Source organism: Brucella thiophenivorans (assembly GCF_002252445.1).
GTDB lineage: Bacteria > Pseudomonadota > Alphaproteobacteria > Rhizobiales > Rhizobiaceae > Brucella > Brucella thiophenivorans.
The window spans coordinates 131033-146449 of sequence record NZ_NNRJ01000018.1; the positions used below are offsets into that span (position 1 = coordinate 131033).

The following is a 15417-nucleotide window of genomic DNA, read 5'->3' on the forward strand; positions in this document are numbered from 1 at the left end:
GCACCAGAAAATTCGTAAAAACAAAGAGATAGAGCGGTTCTTACGATTCCGTTTCAATAGGAACCGCTCTAGCCCGGCTGAGTCCTTAAACCAATGCTTCGATGCGCGCGCGTTCGCTCACGATCTGCAAGGCGGCATGTGCAGCTTCAACACCTTTCACCTTGAAATGGTTAAAGAAAAAGTCGTGATGCTCTTTGCTGTCATGGTAGTGATGCGGCGTCAGCGAGACGCTCAATACCGGAACTTCTGTTTCGAGCTGTACCTGCATCATGCCATTAATGACTGCAGTGGCAACGAAATCATGGCGATAAATACCGCCATCGATCACGAATGCAGCACCGACGATAGCAGCATAGCGGCCCGTCTTTGCAAGCGTTTTTGCATGAAGTGGAATTTCATAAGCGCCGGGAACGTCGAAGACTTCGACTTCCACATTGCTGCCGGTCTTTTCGGCAAGTTCTGCTATGAAGCTTTTGCGTGCTTCATCGACAATGTCCGCATGCCAGCGTGCCTGAATGAAGGCAATTTTGAAGGATGTCTTGTTCGGATAGCTCTGGTTCATAGGTTCCTCACGAAACTAGAATCAGGGCGCACAAAGGAACGCGAGCAGCGCCAGATTGAGCGCTGCCAAACATTCTTTTACTCTCTTCCATCCGGACTTTAACCGTCGGCTCCGGCATCTCACCGGATCTGCTGACCCTGAAATTGATGGTCGAATTGACCTTTAATTTCAGGCGCTCGCGGGCTCAAAGATCTCTCTTCATACCGCCGGTGGGGAGTTGCACCCCGCCCCGAGAACAAACCCGCACACCATTGTGCGAGTGAGTGGAAATTATGCATTCTGATAGGGAATGTCCAGTCACTTCACGGGAAATTTATGCTGTCGGTCAAGCATGCTAGTATCGATTTTTTCCTCATTTTCTAAACGAGGTGAAACTTTGTCGCCAGAAATATTTTCGAGAGGTTAAGCCTCTCATATTTCAATGGTTTTGGGTCGATTCTTTCACGCCAAGCTTTTGTTATTAACCCTACGTTGCGGAAATCATATTGACACATATCCGGTGTTTGAGCCTATGCTAGGGGCATATGTTGTTTCGGTCGGTTTTTTCGGCTAAAAAAGACAACGTTGTCAATCGCAGGAGGAGCTGCGAGAATTATAGCGGGATGGAGGTCTCAAAGCAGATTGAATGCTCTTGCGGATGAGCGGCCTAGTTTGCCGAAAGCATCCGGTGAATTTTTGTTTTGTAGAGTTCTACGGGAGGTAGACATATGCATAAATTTTTTAAAATGGCCGCAATGGGCACGGCTGCATGCGCAATGCTCGCCGCAATGGCACCTGTTGCCAATGCACAGGACAAGCAGAATGTTGAGGTTCTGCACTGGTGGACATCTGGCGGTGAAGCCGCAGCACTCGACGTTCTGAAAAAGGACCTTGAGAGCAAAGGCATCAGCTGGACAGATATGCCAGTGGCAGGCGGCGGCGGTACGGAAGCCATGACAGTGCTTCGCGCCCGCGTTACTTCGGGCAATGCTCCAACTGCCGTTCAAATGCTTGGCTTTGATATTCGCGATTGGTCTGAGCAGGGGTCTCTCGGCAATCTCGATGAAATTGCAGGTAAGGAAGGCTGGGACAAGGTTATCCCTGCGCCGTTGCAGGAATTTGCAAAATATGACGGCCACTGGATTGCAGCGCCCGTTAATATTCACTCCACCAACTGGATGTGGATCAACAAAGCCGCTCTCGACAAGGCTGGTGGCAAAGAGCCAACCAATTGGGACGAACTTGTAGCAATGCTCGATAATTTCAAAGAGCAAGGCATCACGCCCATCGCCCATGGTGGTCAGCCATGGCAGGATGCGACGATTTTTGATGCGGTCGTGCTTTCATTCGGACCCGATTTTTACAAAAAAGCCTTTGTCGATCTCGATCCGGAAGCTCTCGGCAGCGATACGATGAAGCAGGCATTCGACCGCATGACCAAGCTTCGTTCCTATGTGGATGACAACTTCTCAGGCCGCGACTGGAACCTTGCATCGTCCATGGTTATCGAAGGCAAGGCTGGCGTTCAGTTCATGGGCGACTGGGCAAAGGGTGAGTTTGTAAAGGCGGGCAAGAAGCCGGGCGAAGATTTCGTCTGCATACGTTATCCGCAAACCCAGGGTGCAGTAACCTTCAACTCCGACATGTTTGCCATGTTTAAAGTTGCCGATGATAAGGTGCCAGCACAGCTTGAAATGGCTTCTGCAATTGAAAGCCCAGCATTCCAGTCGGCTTTCAACGTTGTAAAGGGATCGGCTCCAGCACGCACTGATGTGCCGGATACCGCTTTCGATGCTTGCGGAAAGAAGGCGATTGCTGACGTGAAGGAAGCTGCGGAGAAGGGCACGATGCTCGGCTCTATGGCTCACGGCTATGCAAATCCGGCCTCTGTCAAGAACGCGATCTATGACGTGGTGACCCGTCAGTTCAACGGACAGCTTTCGTCTGACGACGCGGTCAAGGAACTTGTTACCGCTGTTGAAGGCGCGAAGTAAGCATTCAGTGCGCTCGGAATTGCTCCGGGCGCACATCTCTTGCATCTGATAAGTCATTGAAATTAAGGCGCATTATTCGCCTGATATATATATTCATTAGAGTGAACGGCAGACAACGATGCCGTTATAACAATTCTCCGCATCACGCGCGCCGCCATGAACGGCAGCGGGGTGCGCAGCGCAGAAATGGGTGGCGCAAATATGAAGCGTAACAGCCGACTACAGGAACTGGTGCCCAAGCTGGTTCTGGCGCCGAGCTTTTTGATCGTTCTGGTCTTTGTATATGGTTTTATCGTCTATACGGGCGTTCTCTCGCTCACAAACAGCCGCATGTTGCCGTCTTACGGTTTTGTCGGACTGTCGAATTACGAAAAGCTGTGGGCCTTGCCGCATTGGTGGCGAGCTGTCACCAATCTCGCGATTTTTGCATCGCTTTATATCATTATCTGTTCGGTGATCGGCCTGTTTCTGGCCATTTTGCTCGATCAGAAAATCCGTGGCGAAGGTTTCTTACGCCCCATCTATCTCTATCCGATGGCGCTTTCCTTCATCGTTACAGGAACGGCTTGGAAATGGTTCCTCGATCCGGGTATCGGCCTTGAACACACGATGCGGGTTTGGGGCTGGGAAGGTTTTACATTCAACTGGATCAAGAGCAACACAATGGCCATTTATTGCCTTGTGATTGCGGCGGTCTGGCAGTCGTCGGGTTTCGTGATGGCGATGTTCCTTGCTGGCTTGCGCGGTGTCGATAATGAAATCATTAAGGCGGCGCAGATCGACGGCGCTTCAACGACGACCATTTATCGCCGGATCATCATTCCGCTGATGCGCCCGGTGTTCCTGTCGGCTTTCGTGGTGCTCGCGCATCTTGCGATCAAGGCCTATGATCTTGTAATTGCTTTGACTGGCGGCGGACCGGGGCAGGCGACAGAACTGCCTGCGACCTTCATGTATTCCTACACTTTTACCCGCAATCAGATGGGGATTGGTGCCTCGTCGGCAATCATTATGCTGGTTATGATTTTCTCGATAATCATTCCATACCTATATTCCGAACTTCGCGGAGGCTCACGCTCATGAGTGTCCAGACCCAGGAAAATGCGATCAACAGTGGTAAGCTGACACGCGTGTTAATCTATTCTGCGCTGCTGCTCTTCGCTTTCTATTATCTGCTACCGCTATATGTAATGCTGGTGAACTCGTTCAAACCGCTGGATGAAATTCGTCAGGGCGGCATGTTGAGCCTGCCGCAGCAATGGACGATTGAGCCATGGCTTTCGGCATGGTCAACCGCACAAATTGGCGTGCAGCCAACTGGCCTCAAGCCATTCTTTATCAATTCGATCCTGATGGTTGTGCCTGCGGTTGCGATCTCGACTATTGTCGGCGCTCTCAATGGTTATGTACTGACGAAGTGGCGCTTTCGCGGTTCCAATATCTTCTTCGGATTGTTGCTGTTGTCGTGCTTCATGCCGTTCCAGATCGTTCTGATCCCAATGGCGCGTGTTCTCGGCATGCTCGGCATTGCAGGCACAATATGGGGGCTGATCCTCGTTCATGTGGTCTATGGTATCGGCTTTACGACGCTTTATTTTCGTAATTATTATGAGGCGTTTCCGACTGAACTGGTGCGGGCGGCGCAGATCGATGGCGCAAGTTTCTTTCAGATTTTCTGGCGCATTCTTCTGCCATCATCCGGTCCGATCATTGTAGTTTCGGTCATCTGGCAGTTTACCAATATCTGGAACGACTTCCTGTTCGGTGCTTCTTTCTCAGGGGCGCATTCGACGCCGATGACGGTCGCACTCAACAACCTCGTTTCCTCCTCCACAGGCGTCAAGGAATACAACGTCCACTTTGCAGGCGCTATTCTGGCCGCTCTGCCAACGCTGATCGTTTACATCGTTTCCGGGCGCTACTTCGTGCGCGGTCTGATGTCCGGTGCTGTTAAGGGATAAGTCTCACATGTCATTTCTGAAAATTTCTGATCTCTATAAATCCTACGGCAGCGTCTCGGTCCTGAAGGACATCAATATTGAGATTGAAGAAGGTGGGTTTCTTGTACTGGTTGGCCCTTCGGGCTGCGGTAAATCCACCTTGCTCAATACGATTGCCGGACTTGAGCCAATCACCTCCGGCGAAATCTCGATCAATGGACGATCCGTTGCAGGCCTACATCCATCGCAGCGCGATATTGCGATGGTGTTCCAGTCCTATGCACTTTATCCGAATATGACAGTTGGCGGAAATATCGCTTTCGGCATGGAAATCCGCAAAGTGCCGAAGGCCGAACGCGAAAAAGCCATTCAGGAAGTAGCCGACATTCTGCAAATTGGCCATCTTCTTGACCGCAAGCCAAGCCAGCTTTCGGGTGGCCAACGTCAGCGCGTTGCCATGGGCCGCGCTCTGGTGCGCAATCCGCAGGTTTTCCTTTTTGACGAACCATTGTCAAACCTCGATGCAAAGCTGCGCGTGGATATGCGCACCGAAATCAAGCGTCTGCATCATCGCATGAAGACGACGATTGTTTACGTCACGCATGACCAGATTGAGGCTATGACGCTTGCGACCAAGATCGCAGTTCTGAAAGATGGCATCTTGCAGCAATTTGGCACACCCGCAGAAATCTATAACAACCCGGCCAATATGTTCGTTGCCGATTTCATGGGTTCTCCTGCTATGAACCTGCTTCATGCAGTCATCGAGAAGAATGGCTCGGAACTTGCGATCGTACTTGCGCAAGGTGAGGGTGAAGCCCTGAAGCTGCCGCTCAAACATGCGCCGCAAGGTCTAGCAGATTGTGTCGGCCAAGAGATTATGTTCGGTATTCGCCCCGAGGCACTGACTGATCCTGACGGCGCTGACCGTAATGCGCAATCGGTTGTCGAAGGGGATTGCCTGATTGATGTGGTGGAGCCTGCAGGGTCCGATACATTTGCCGTCACCCGTATTGGTGGAAAACAGGTTGTCGCGCGTTTACGTGCCGATGCGCGGATTGCCGCCGGACAGCGCTCACGCCTTGCGTTTAACCTCGACAAGTCGGTGTTTTTTGATCCGAAGACCCAGCAGCGTATTCGTTAGAGCACGTTTCGATCTGATTGATTCGTATTGGCGTTCTAAAGTCTCTTACTGGAATACTGGAAGCACAATATTATCGATCCTCGCTTCGGTTCGGTTATGCTCTCATAGTCAAACGAAAAAGGTGCGCCCAAGTTGGGCGCACCTTTTTTATGCTTGCCTGGAGGGCAAAATTCAATTCTTTGGCTCAGCGCTATATTTCGCGCAGGTCTTTAACTTATGACGGCGGGACTGCAAATCAATCCAGTCGACTGATTGTCTCGCGAAAGCAAGGTCCACTTACGAGATGACATGCTTTAACGCAGGAAATCCAACCCAAGAAGACCAATAGCTAGCGCTGTGTTTAGCGAAATGATCATCATTCCATAGACGAGCGCTGTTCTTGTAATGTCATTCATTTTCTACCTCCTTGAACCGCGACGCCTCCACATCGGATTCTAAAGTTCGATAACTATAACGAAATGTAACAGCCTGTTACGGGGTGCGCAACCCATATTACAGAAATGTGAACGAATGTAACGATGCGTGAGGCGCTACTAGTTGCGCCGTCATGCCACCAATTACGCGGCACTCACCGTATTGTGACGCAAGATTGCTTGGAAATTTTTGAGTTAGCGATAAATAAGGAAACCGAAGACATATTTTCATAGCAGCACTTAATTGACTGCTTTTATTCGGATTTTCATCGTGAACCGCATCGTCCCTCTCGTGCTGGCAATCGCTCTTTTCATGGAGCAGATGGATTCGAATGTCATTTCCACATCGCTTCCCGCTATTGCCGCCGACATTGGAACAAGCCCTATCGCTTTAAAGCTCGCATTGACGGCTTATCTTGTTTCGCTTGCGGTTTTCATCCCCGTCAGTGGGTGGATGGCAGATCGATTCGGCGCAAAACAGGTTTTCAGAGCAGCGATTGCGATCTTCGTGGTTGGCTCCGTTGCATGTGCCGCTTCAAACTCGCTTTCGTCATTTGTGGTCTCACGCTTTTTGCAAGGCATGGGCGGCGCGATGATGACACCTGTCGGTCGATTGGTTCTCATTCGCTCCACTCCGAGAAGCGAACTTGTGTCGGCCATGGCATGGCTGACTATTCCGGCAATGGTCGGTCCGTTGGTCGGGCCGCCAGTTGGCGGGTTCATCACAACGTTTTTCTCATGGCATTGGATATTCCTGATAAATGTACCGATCGGCATCTTAGGTATCTGGTTTGCAACCCGCTTTTTGCCTGACAATGACGAGCGTATTTTAAAGCCACTCGACTGGCCCGGATTCTTCCTGTCAGGAATTGCAATGTCAGGTGTGGTTTTTGGTCTTTCCGTTGTCAGTTTGCCAGCCTTGCCTCCGATAGTCGGCATTGTCATCGTTGCTATCGGATTGGCTTGTGCGGTTGCCTATATAATTCATGCGCGGGGCAACGAGTATGCGCTTCTCAATCTGAAGCTTTTCGACAATCAGGTATTTCGTTCGGCCGTATTTGGTGGCAGCGTTTTCCGTCTTGGGATTGGTGCAATTCCGTTTCTGCTGCCATTAATGTTTCAGCTCGGTTTCGGCATGACGCCGTTTCAATCCGGCATGATGACATTTGTGTCAGCAATCGGTGCAATCAGTATGAAATTTGGTGCCAAGCGGGTTTTCAATCTGTTTGGATTTCGTCGTACCCTGATGTATGGCTCACTGATCTCGGCAGGGTTCATTGCTGCCAATGGCTTCTTTTTTCCCGAAACGCCCTATGGCCTGATTATCGCGCTTCTTTTGATTGGTGGGTTTTTCCGTTCGTTGTTCTTTACAGGCGTCAATGCGCTGGCTTTTGCGGAAATCCCGGATGAAAAAACCAGTCAGGCAACGCCCATCACAGCAGTGGCGCAGCAGGTTTCGATTGCGCTCGGTGTTGCCCTGGCGGGCGGCATTCTCGAAATAAGCACTGGTTTGCGCGGCACGTCTTTGCAGCTTTCGGATTTCCATATCGGCTTTTTTGTAGTCGCTGCTGTTTCAGCAACGGCATTTTTCTGGTTTGCTAAGCTTGCGCCCGATGCAGGCCATGAATTATCCACGCCCGTAACAAGCAGAAAAAAGACGCGAGAAGCCGTTGCAGCCGAAGCTGCAGACAGCACTGCGGGGAAATAGAGCATAATCCGACCGGAGTGTAACGAGGATCGATAAGATTATTCTTCTGGCAAAATGCGTTCTAAATCAGCCTTTGAAATCGCGCGCTAGCAGATAAAGCTCGACAGATTCCGCGCGAGAAGCTGGTGGCTTGATATGATGCACGGATTTGAACTTCTGTTTAAGCATCGCCAGCAGTTCGGTTTCGGTGCCGCCCTGAAATGTCTTTGTCAGGAAGTGTCCACCCGGCTTCAGCACCGATACAGCAAAGTCTGCTGCAACTTCACAAAGATGCACGGTGCGCAAGTGATCCGTACGGCGGTGGCCAGTGGTAGGAGCCGCCATATCAGAAATAACGAGATCCGGTTTGTCGCCAAGCGATTCTATGAGTTTTTCAGGCGCAGCATCATCAAGGAAATCCATTTCAAGCAGAATGACGCCAGCGAGTGGATCGACGTGGAGATAGTCAATGCCGACCACTTGCGGATTTTCATCCGTTGAGCCGACAATCTTGGCTGCAATTTGCGACCAGCCGCCGGGAGCTGCACCCAAATCGATGATCTTTTGGCCTTTTTTGAGAAGGTCATAGCGATCATTGATTTCGATCAGCTTATAGGCAGCGCGTGAGCGATAGCCATCTTTCTTTGATTGATGAACATAGGGATCGTTGAGATGGCGCAGCAGCCATCGGCGTGACGATTCCTTGATCGTTCCGGCTTTCTTTTTTACGCGGACGCGAAGATTACTCGTTCCTGCACCACCGCGACCGCCTGTCTTAACGCCGCCTTTTCCGCCTGATTTGCTCATCTTCAATGCCTGTTTCTTAAGTCGGTTTTACCGCCAGTTTTGGCGGTCTGGGCGCGGTTATGGCGCCAGGCACCGTCACGCGACATGAGTTCGGTCAATATGCCTTCACGCAAACCGCGATCGGCAACGAGAAGTTTTTCGCTAGGCCATACATTGCGTATGGCATCAAGAATAGCGCAACCTGCAAGCACAAGATCAGCGCGATCAGCACCAATGCAAGGATTGGCAACACGTGCTTCAAAATCCCAAGACAGCAGACGGCTTGTCATTTGTGTAACTTCGTCAGATCCCATCCACATACCATCGACCCGGCGCCGATCATAGCGCTCCAGGCCAAGATGAATTCCCGCAAGTGTAGTCACGGTGCCGGATGTGCCGAGCAGATGAAAATGAGCGCTTTTTGCAAGATTGCCAAGACAATGGCGCTCGGCAAATCCCGACAGAAGCTCTGTCACGTGGCCGACCATTGCATCAAAACTTTCTGGCGTTACATCTCGTCCGCCAAAACGCTCAGCGAGTGTGACGACGCCCACAGGCAGCGAAGTCCAGGCCATGATGTGTTCGGCAAGACGTGGCGACCGACGTTGCGAAACATCGATCAGCGCTATTTCTGATGAACCACCGCCTATGTCGAACAGCACGACCGCATCGGTTTCGCGGGTTATGAGCGTTCCGCAGCCAGAAACAGCCAGGCGAGCTTCTGTCTGGCGATCAACGATTTCAAGTTCAAGTCCTGTTTCCTCACGAACACGGACGAGAAATTCCTCGCCATTTTCAGCTATGCGGCAAGCCTCAGTTGCGATCAGACGTGCGCGTCTGATTTTACGGGCAGCAAGCTTATCGTGACAAATTTTGAGTGCATCAATGGCACGCTGCATCGCATTTTCGCTAAGGCGTCCCGTTGAACTCAGTCCTTCACCAAGACGAACAATGCGCGAAAAAGCATCCACAACGCGAAACTGGCCGGGACGGGTAGGCGATGCGATCAGCAAACGGCAATTGTTTGTGCCAAGGTCAAGCGCTGCATAAAGCGGCGCTTCCTGTGCATTTGCGCGCACATGTTGTGGCGCACTGCTATAGCGCTTGGGTGGCTGGGCCGGAGTGCTATCGGAACGCGGAGCGGCGTTTTGTGCCTTTGCTCCATTGTCCGCATGGGGGGGCGTACCAACCTGCTGCCGCGCCTGCTTTTTCTTACGCGCACGGCGGCGGCGATTCGATAATTTCCCGGCTGGCTTACCTTCGGCTGATTTTGCGTCTGCAGCTTGCGCAGCAGCAATTAAAGGCTTTTGCGGACGAGCTTCACCATCACGCGATGCCTTGCCGCGATTGCGACGACGCGCACGTTTGCGCGGGCTTTGTGAGCCCTTGTTCTCGGTGTCTGAGCGTCCTTGTTCGGAGGCGTTGGTTGCCTTGCCGACATCTGGAACGGCTTGCTTGCGCGATTGGCGCTTGCCGTTCTCGGACGGATTTCGGGTCTGTGGATTGCCCGTTTGTCCGCCGGACGCCCCTTGTTGCGCCATTCCTTGCGGGCGCTCCTCGGGGTTTTTCAAGGTTTTTATCCTTATAGCGCCGCGCGAACCTGAAAGGACGCAAGCATGGCGCTTCAATTTTTACGTTGCCCTTAATGTAACAGCGCTTTGGGCATTTACCAAGGGGCAGTCAGAGAAGAGCCTTGGGAAAATTGATAAAACCATGAATGAATTTGGAAATGCGCATATGAGCCTGGGCTTTCGTGAATGGAAACCCAGGCTAAAATCAAATGTCGTAGCTGTGTGCTGCGTTGATCGTCGCCACAAATTGCTTTGTGCGTTGATGTGCAGGATTAACGAAAACATCATGCGCACTGCCCGTTTCGACAATATTGCCTGATTCCAGAAAGACAACATTCTGCGCGAGTTTAGAAGCTAGGCGCAAATCATGCGTAGCAATCACCATTGTCGTGCCTTCTTTGGCAAGCTTGCTCAAAACATCAACCACTTCCGAGGCAAGTTCGGGATCGAGTGCCGACGTCGGCTCGTCGCAAAGTAGAACACGCGGCGAGGGCGCAAGCGCACGTGCAATCGCGATACGCTGCTGCTGACCACCGGAGAGCGTTGCTGGCCATGCATCGGCCTTATGGGCCATGCCGACTTTGGTCAGCAGTTCCATCGCGCGTTCTCTGGCTTTTTCTTTTGGCCATTTCAGGACGGTTAAAAGACTTTCCATGACATTCTGAAGTGCCGTCTGATGCGGGAAAAGCTGGAAATTCTGGAACACCATGCCGGTCTGGCGACGGATTGACTGGATCGACTGCCAGCTTGGTTTGCGATCTGGATCAAGCGTGATGCTCTGACCGCCCAGAATGAGCGTACCGGAAGTCGGAATTTCGAGCAGGTTGATGCAGCGCAGCAATGTGCTTTTCCCGCCGCCCGATGGCCCTACCAGAGCAGTCACAGTACCTTCGGCGATCTTCACGTTAATATCGTTGAGGATCACGACGTTATCGAAGCTTTTTACGATGTTTTTCAGCTCGATCATGCGTTTGTCTCCAGCGTTCCACCATAGCGTCGGAAGCGCTTTTCAAGCCTTGCCTGAAGGTTGGAAAGAATTGTGCTGAGTGCCAGATAGATAAGGGCAGCTTCGATATAAAGGATCAGCGGTTCATAGGTTGTTGCAACAATGCGCTGTGCCGACTGGAAAAGCTCTGGCACGGTGATAGCGGCAGCGAGCGAGGTGTCTTTTACCAAAGAGATGAAGGTATTCGACAGCGGTGGGACTGCTGTGCGGGTCGCCTGGGGTAGAATTGTGCGGATCAGTGCCTGACGCCAGCTCATACCGATGGAATAGGCGGCTTCCCACTGACCTTTCGGCACCGAAGAGATAACTGCGCGGATGACTTCGGAACTATAAGCGCCGACATTGAGCGAAAAGCCGATGACTGCTGCGGTAAACGCATCAAGATAGATACCTGCGCTTGGCAAGCCGTAAAAGATGACGAAGAGTTGCACGAGCATAGGCGTGCCGCGGAATATCCATACGTAAAAACGCGCAATAAAAGACACCCAGACTGGCGAAAATAGGCGCACCAATGCGGTCAGCAATCCGAGTGACAGTCCGAAAATGAACGACAGAATTGTCAGAGGGATGGTGAACTTGAGCCCGGCCCAGAGCAGGGTCGGCAGTGAATCCGCCATGAGTTGAAGCCAATCGGGCACGTTTTCGGTCCTTAAATATCAAATTCAGAAAGTAGATATGACGAGGTTTCTATATATGCACAACGAAAGGAAGCCGGAAACATGTTCCGGCTTCTTTGAGACAAAGATCTGAAACTTACTTGGAAACGTCCTGACCGAAATATTTGTGCGAAATCTTGTCGTAGGTGCCGTCAGCCTTGATTTCGTCGAGAGCCTTATTGAGTGCTGCGACCAGATCGTCATCGCCCTTGCGAACGATAATGCCTGATGCATCGGCATTTTCCTTTTCAGCGACAACTTTCACAAGTGCGTCTGGCTTCTGCTTCTTGAAGTCAAGGAAAGACAGGCTATCATTGAGCGTAGCGTCAGCGCGGCCTGTCAGGACAAGCTGGATCGACTGATCAAAACCGTCCGTTGCCACCAATTCCGCACCGGCGTCCTTGGCAAGTTTGCCGTAATTGCTGGTCAGCGACTGCGCGGACTTCTTGTCTTTAAGATCAGCAAAATCTTTGATCGTATCGTCCTTGTCGCTGACGATCAGCACGACTTTGGAAACGATGTAAGGGTTTGAGAAGTTGAACTTTTTCTGGCGTTCTTCGGTAATGCCAACCTGATTGATAACGGCGTCATACCGATTGGAATCGAGGCCAGCAATCAGGCCATCCCATTTGCCTTCAACGAATTCCGGCTTTACGCCGAGCTTCTGAGCGACAGCTTCACCGATTTCCACATCGAAACCAACAAGCTTGTTGTCCTTGTCGTGATAGGTGAATGGCGCATAGGTGCCTTCTGTGCCGATTTTGATGACGCCGGCTGCCTTGATGGCGTCGAGATTTTCGCCTGCAAAAGCGGATGAGAGCAGGGCAGCCTGGAGAACACCGACTGTAGCGAGGATTTTTGCGAACTTCATTTTAAGGCCACCTGTAAAATTATTCGATGAAACGCAAGATACAGGAATTTCATTCTAATGAAGCGTCGAAAATAGCCAGCATGATGAATGTTTGAGAAAATTTTTCTGTTTTTGTGTATTTAAAAGCAATCTGAATCCGTATAGCGGAAATTGGCAATTTCTGGTTCTAAAATCGCAGCCACATTCATTTTTGGTTTCCAGCTCTGCCGTATCTGGCGCACTTTCAACAAAGCGAACCAGCACAGATTTTATACCCCCACTTTATTGACAAATTGTCGATAAGATGATGACATAAAATACACACAAAAAATGGGGGCAATCTAAATGGGGAATAACAGAGATATGGAGCTAATGGCGGAAACGCTAGCAGATGTGCAGGAGCAGGGCTTCGATGACGTCACCTTGCCAAAGCATCTGCGCTCTGTCGCATCTCTTGGTCCCATCGTATCCTCTGCCCATCTCGCTGAAGGTGGGTCTCCCGGCATGTCGGAGGTCGAATACGGTCTTATTCTGGCATCACATGCTTTTTCACGCTGGATGGTGCGTTGCATGGCAGCGGCAGGTTTGCCGGGACTTTCACCAATCGAAGTTCTAATTCTGCATTCCATCCGGCATCGTGATCGCGAAAAGAAGCTTGCCGACATTTGTCTGGTGCTTGACATCGAAGACACGCATATCGCCACATATGCTATTCGCAAGCTGGAAAAAGCCGGGCTTCTGACGACAGGTAAGGCGTCCAAGGAAAAGACGGTCAAAATCACCGAGAAGGGTGCAGAGGCTTGCGCGCGTTATCGTGAAATTCGCGAACGGCTGCTTGTCGAATCCACGGCGAATGCACGCCCTTCAGAAGAAACGCTTTCGGAAGTTGCTGCATTGCTGCGCTTCATGTCCGGTGCATTCAATCAGGCCACGCGGTCTGCCATTACCCTGTAAGAGAGTTAGAAGTTTGAGTGGAACGGTGCGAAAGCCTCTTCTGAATATCGAGAATCTGAGTGTTGAATTCGGTTCCAATCGCGTTGTCGATGATCTGAGTTTCTCCGTGTCGCCGGGTCGTACGCTGGCGGTTGTCGGTGAATCCGGCTCAGGAAAGTCGATCACGTCGCTTTCGATCATGCGTCTTGCTGATGTGAGTGGTGCAAAATTTCCCACCGGACGCATTCTGTTCAACGGCCCTGACGGTGAGCGTGATCTGCTGAAGGCTGATCAGAAAACCATGCGCGGCATTCGCGGCAAAGACATTGCGATGATCTTTCAGGAGCCGATGACATCGCTCAATCCGGTCTTCACCATCGGCAATCAGCTTTCAGAAGTCCTGATGCTGCATGAAGGCTTGTCGAAAACGGCTTCACTTGCAGAGGGCAAGCGCCTTTTAGAAATGGTGCGTCTGCCGGATGCCGAAGGACTGCTTAAGCGTTATCCGCACCAGCTTTCGGGCGGTATGCGCCAGCGGGTGATGATTGCCATGGCACTTGCCTGCCGTCCAAAACTTCTGATCGCCGACGAGCCAACGACTGCACTCGACGTAACCATTCAAGCGCAGATCCTTCACATTATTAAGGATTTGCAGAAAGAGCTTGAAATGGCTGTGATTTTCATCACGCATGATATGGGCGTGGTGGCAGAAATGGCGGATGATGTCGTCGTCATGTGGAAGGGCAAAAAGGTAGAAGAAGGCCCGGTTGGTCGTATTTTCGAGGCACCACAGCATCCTTATACGCAGACTCTTTTGTCATCGGTCCCTAAACTCGGCAGTATGACGGGAGAGGCTTTCCCCAAGCGCATGCCGGTTATGATGATGCGCGATGGCGTGCCGGTTCTCTCCGGGGAAGAACGCATTCAGGATACAGCATGTTATAGTGAAAAACCGCTGCTTGCGGTCGATGATCTTTATGTGCGCTTTCCAATCAAGAAGAATATTTTTGGCAAAGTCACCCATGTCTGCAATGCAGTCTCGAAGGTCGCATTTGACATTTATCCGGGTGAAACGCTGGCGCTAGTAGGTGAATCCGGCTCAGGTAAATCGACCATTGGCCGTACGATCCAACAGCTTCAATCGCCGCTTTCCGGCGATATTCGCTTTAACGGCAAAGCCTATTCGCAGATGAGTTCTTCCGAGCGCTATAAGATGCGCCGCGAAGTGCAATATATCTTTCAGGACCCGTTTGCCTCGCTTGACCCGCGTAAGACTGTCGGCTTCTCCATTGCAGAACCGATCCGTACCCATGGTCTTCTTGACAACAACAAAGCGATCAATGCGCGTGTGGCAGAACTGCTTGAGCGTGTGGGCCTTGGCCCGGAACATGCTTCGCGTTATCCGCATGAGTTTTCGGGCGGTCAGCGCCAGCGCATCTGCATTGCACGCGCGCTTGCTTCAAAACCGAAACTGATTATCGCCGATGAGGCGTTGTCGGCGCTGGATGTTTCCATTCAAGCGCAGGTAATCAACCTGTTTATGGATCTTCAGAAAGAGCAGGGCCTAGCCTATCTCTTCATTAGCCATGATATGGCTGTGGTTGAAAAGATGAGCCATCGCGTCGCGGTACTTTATCTTGGTCAGATCATGGAACTCGGTTCGCGTCGGCAGGTGTTTGAAACGCCGTCGCATCCCTATACGCAGCGCTTGTTGTCAGCTGTGCCGGTTGCCGATCCATCGGCGCGGACTGAGCGCACAGCGCTCGAAGGTGAAATTCCGAGCACGACACGCCGGATCGATGACAAGCCAATCATCTACAATCACCGCGAGATTTCATCAGGCCATTTCGTTGCCGAAAGCGCCTGATTTCTTAAACTTAAATGAAACCCAAAGGG

The 15417-nt window shown here is 51.3% G+C and carries 13 protein-coding genes and 1 riboswitch; of the genes, 7 read left to right on the forward strand and 6 right to left on the reverse strand.

All coding sequences use genetic code 11. The features are described 5' to 3' along the window. Positions 1 to 85: 85 nt before the first annotated feature. Positions 86 to 562, reverse strand: coding sequence for a 6,7-dimethyl-8-ribityllumazine synthase (locus CEV31_RS09325; RefSeq protein ID WP_094506792.1), 477 nt, complete (start codon positions 560 to 562; stop codon positions 86 to 88). 75 nt (positions 563 to 637) lie between these two features. Beyond that, positions 638 to 803: riboswitch (FMN riboswitch) on the reverse strand. A gap of 466 nt (positions 804 to 1269) precedes the next feature. Between CEV31_RS09325 and CEV31_RS09330 the strand changes: the two genes are divergently transcribed. The 5 genes from CEV31_RS09330 (at position 1270) to CEV31_RS09350 (ending at position 7740) form a co-directional block, all read left to right on the forward strand. Continuing rightward, entirely contained in the window at positions 1270 to 2535 is a 1266-nt protein-coding gene (locus tag CEV31_RS09330; RefSeq protein WP_094506793.1) for an ABC transporter substrate-binding protein, read from the forward strand. 201 nt (positions 2536 to 2736) lie between these two features. Beyond that, positions 2737 to 3618, forward strand: a complete 882-nt coding sequence (locus CEV31_RS09335) for a carbohydrate ABC transporter permease (protein WP_094506827.1) — start codon at positions 2737 to 2739, stop codon at positions 3616 to 3618. Continuing rightward, the gene (locus CEV31_RS09340; protein WP_094506794.1) at positions 3615 to 4496 is read left to right on the forward strand and encodes a carbohydrate ABC transporter permease; all 882 of its coding nucleotides are present in this window, start codon (positions 3615 to 3617) and stop codon (positions 4494 to 4496) included. Before CEV31_RS09335 ends, CEV31_RS09340 begins: the two co-directional genes overlap by 4 nt. Positions 4497 to 4503: 7 nt before the next feature. Next, positions 4504 to 5619 (forward strand): ABC transporter ATP-binding protein, encoded by a 1116-nt coding sequence (locus CEV31_RS09345; protein WP_094506795.1) that lies wholly within the window; start codon positions 4504 to 4506, stop codon positions 5617 to 5619. A gap of 684 nt (positions 5620 to 6303) precedes the next feature. Then, positions 6304 to 7740, forward strand: coding sequence for an MFS transporter (locus CEV31_RS09350; RefSeq protein WP_094506828.1), 1437 nt, complete (start codon positions 6304 to 6306; stop codon positions 7738 to 7740). A 66-nt stretch (positions 7741 to 7806) separates the two neighbouring features. On the opposite strand, the gene CEV31_RS09355 is transcribed toward CEV31_RS09350, so the two are convergent. From CEV31_RS09355 to CEV31_RS09375, 5 genes are all read right to left on the reverse strand, one after another. Further along, the gene (locus tag CEV31_RS09355; RefSeq protein ID WP_094506796.1) at positions 7807 to 8526 is read right to left on the reverse strand and encodes an RlmE family RNA methyltransferase; all 720 of its coding nucleotides are present in this window, start codon (positions 8524 to 8526) and stop codon (positions 7807 to 7809) included. A gap of 2 nt (positions 8527 to 8528) precedes the next feature. Beyond that, the gene (locus tag CEV31_RS09360; RefSeq protein ID WP_235818063.1) at positions 8529 to 10076 is read right to left on the reverse strand and encodes a Ppx/GppA phosphatase family protein; all 1548 of its coding nucleotides are present in this window, start codon (positions 10074 to 10076) and stop codon (positions 8529 to 8531) included. Between the two features lie 205 nt (positions 10077 to 10281). Then, the gene (locus CEV31_RS09365; RefSeq protein ID WP_094506798.1) at positions 10282 to 11043 is read right to left on the reverse strand and encodes an amino acid ABC transporter ATP-binding protein; all 762 of its coding nucleotides are present in this window, start codon (positions 11041 to 11043) and stop codon (positions 10282 to 10284) included. Then, on the reverse strand, positions 11040 to 11720 hold the full coding sequence (locus CEV31_RS09370) for an amino acid ABC transporter permease (RefSeq protein ID WP_094506799.1): 681 nt from the start codon (positions 11718 to 11720) through the stop codon (positions 11040 to 11042). Before CEV31_RS09370 ends, CEV31_RS09365 begins: the two co-directional genes overlap by 4 nt. 115 nt (positions 11721 to 11835) lie before the next feature. Next, positions 11836 to 12609, reverse strand: a complete 774-nt coding sequence (locus tag CEV31_RS09375; protein WP_094506800.1) for an amino acid ABC transporter substrate-binding protein — start codon at positions 12607 to 12609, stop codon at positions 11836 to 11838. A 324-nt stretch (positions 12610 to 12933) separates the two neighbouring features. Here CEV31_RS09375 and CEV31_RS09380 point away from each other — a divergent pair, with 324 nt between their 5' ends. Together CEV31_RS09380 and CEV31_RS09385 are read left to right on the forward strand one after the other, a co-directional pair. Next, complete coding sequence (locus CEV31_RS09380) at positions 12934 to 13542, forward strand: winged helix DNA-binding protein (protein WP_169717326.1); 609 nt, start codon at positions 12934 to 12936, stop codon at positions 13540 to 13542. A 25-nt stretch (positions 13543 to 13567) separates the two neighbouring features. Next, the gene (locus CEV31_RS09385; RefSeq protein WP_235818064.1) at positions 13568 to 15388 is read left to right on the forward strand and encodes an ABC transporter ATP-binding protein; all 1821 of its coding nucleotides are present in this window, start codon (positions 13568 to 13570) and stop codon (positions 15386 to 15388) included. Positions 15389 to 15417 lie beyond the last annotated feature (29 nt).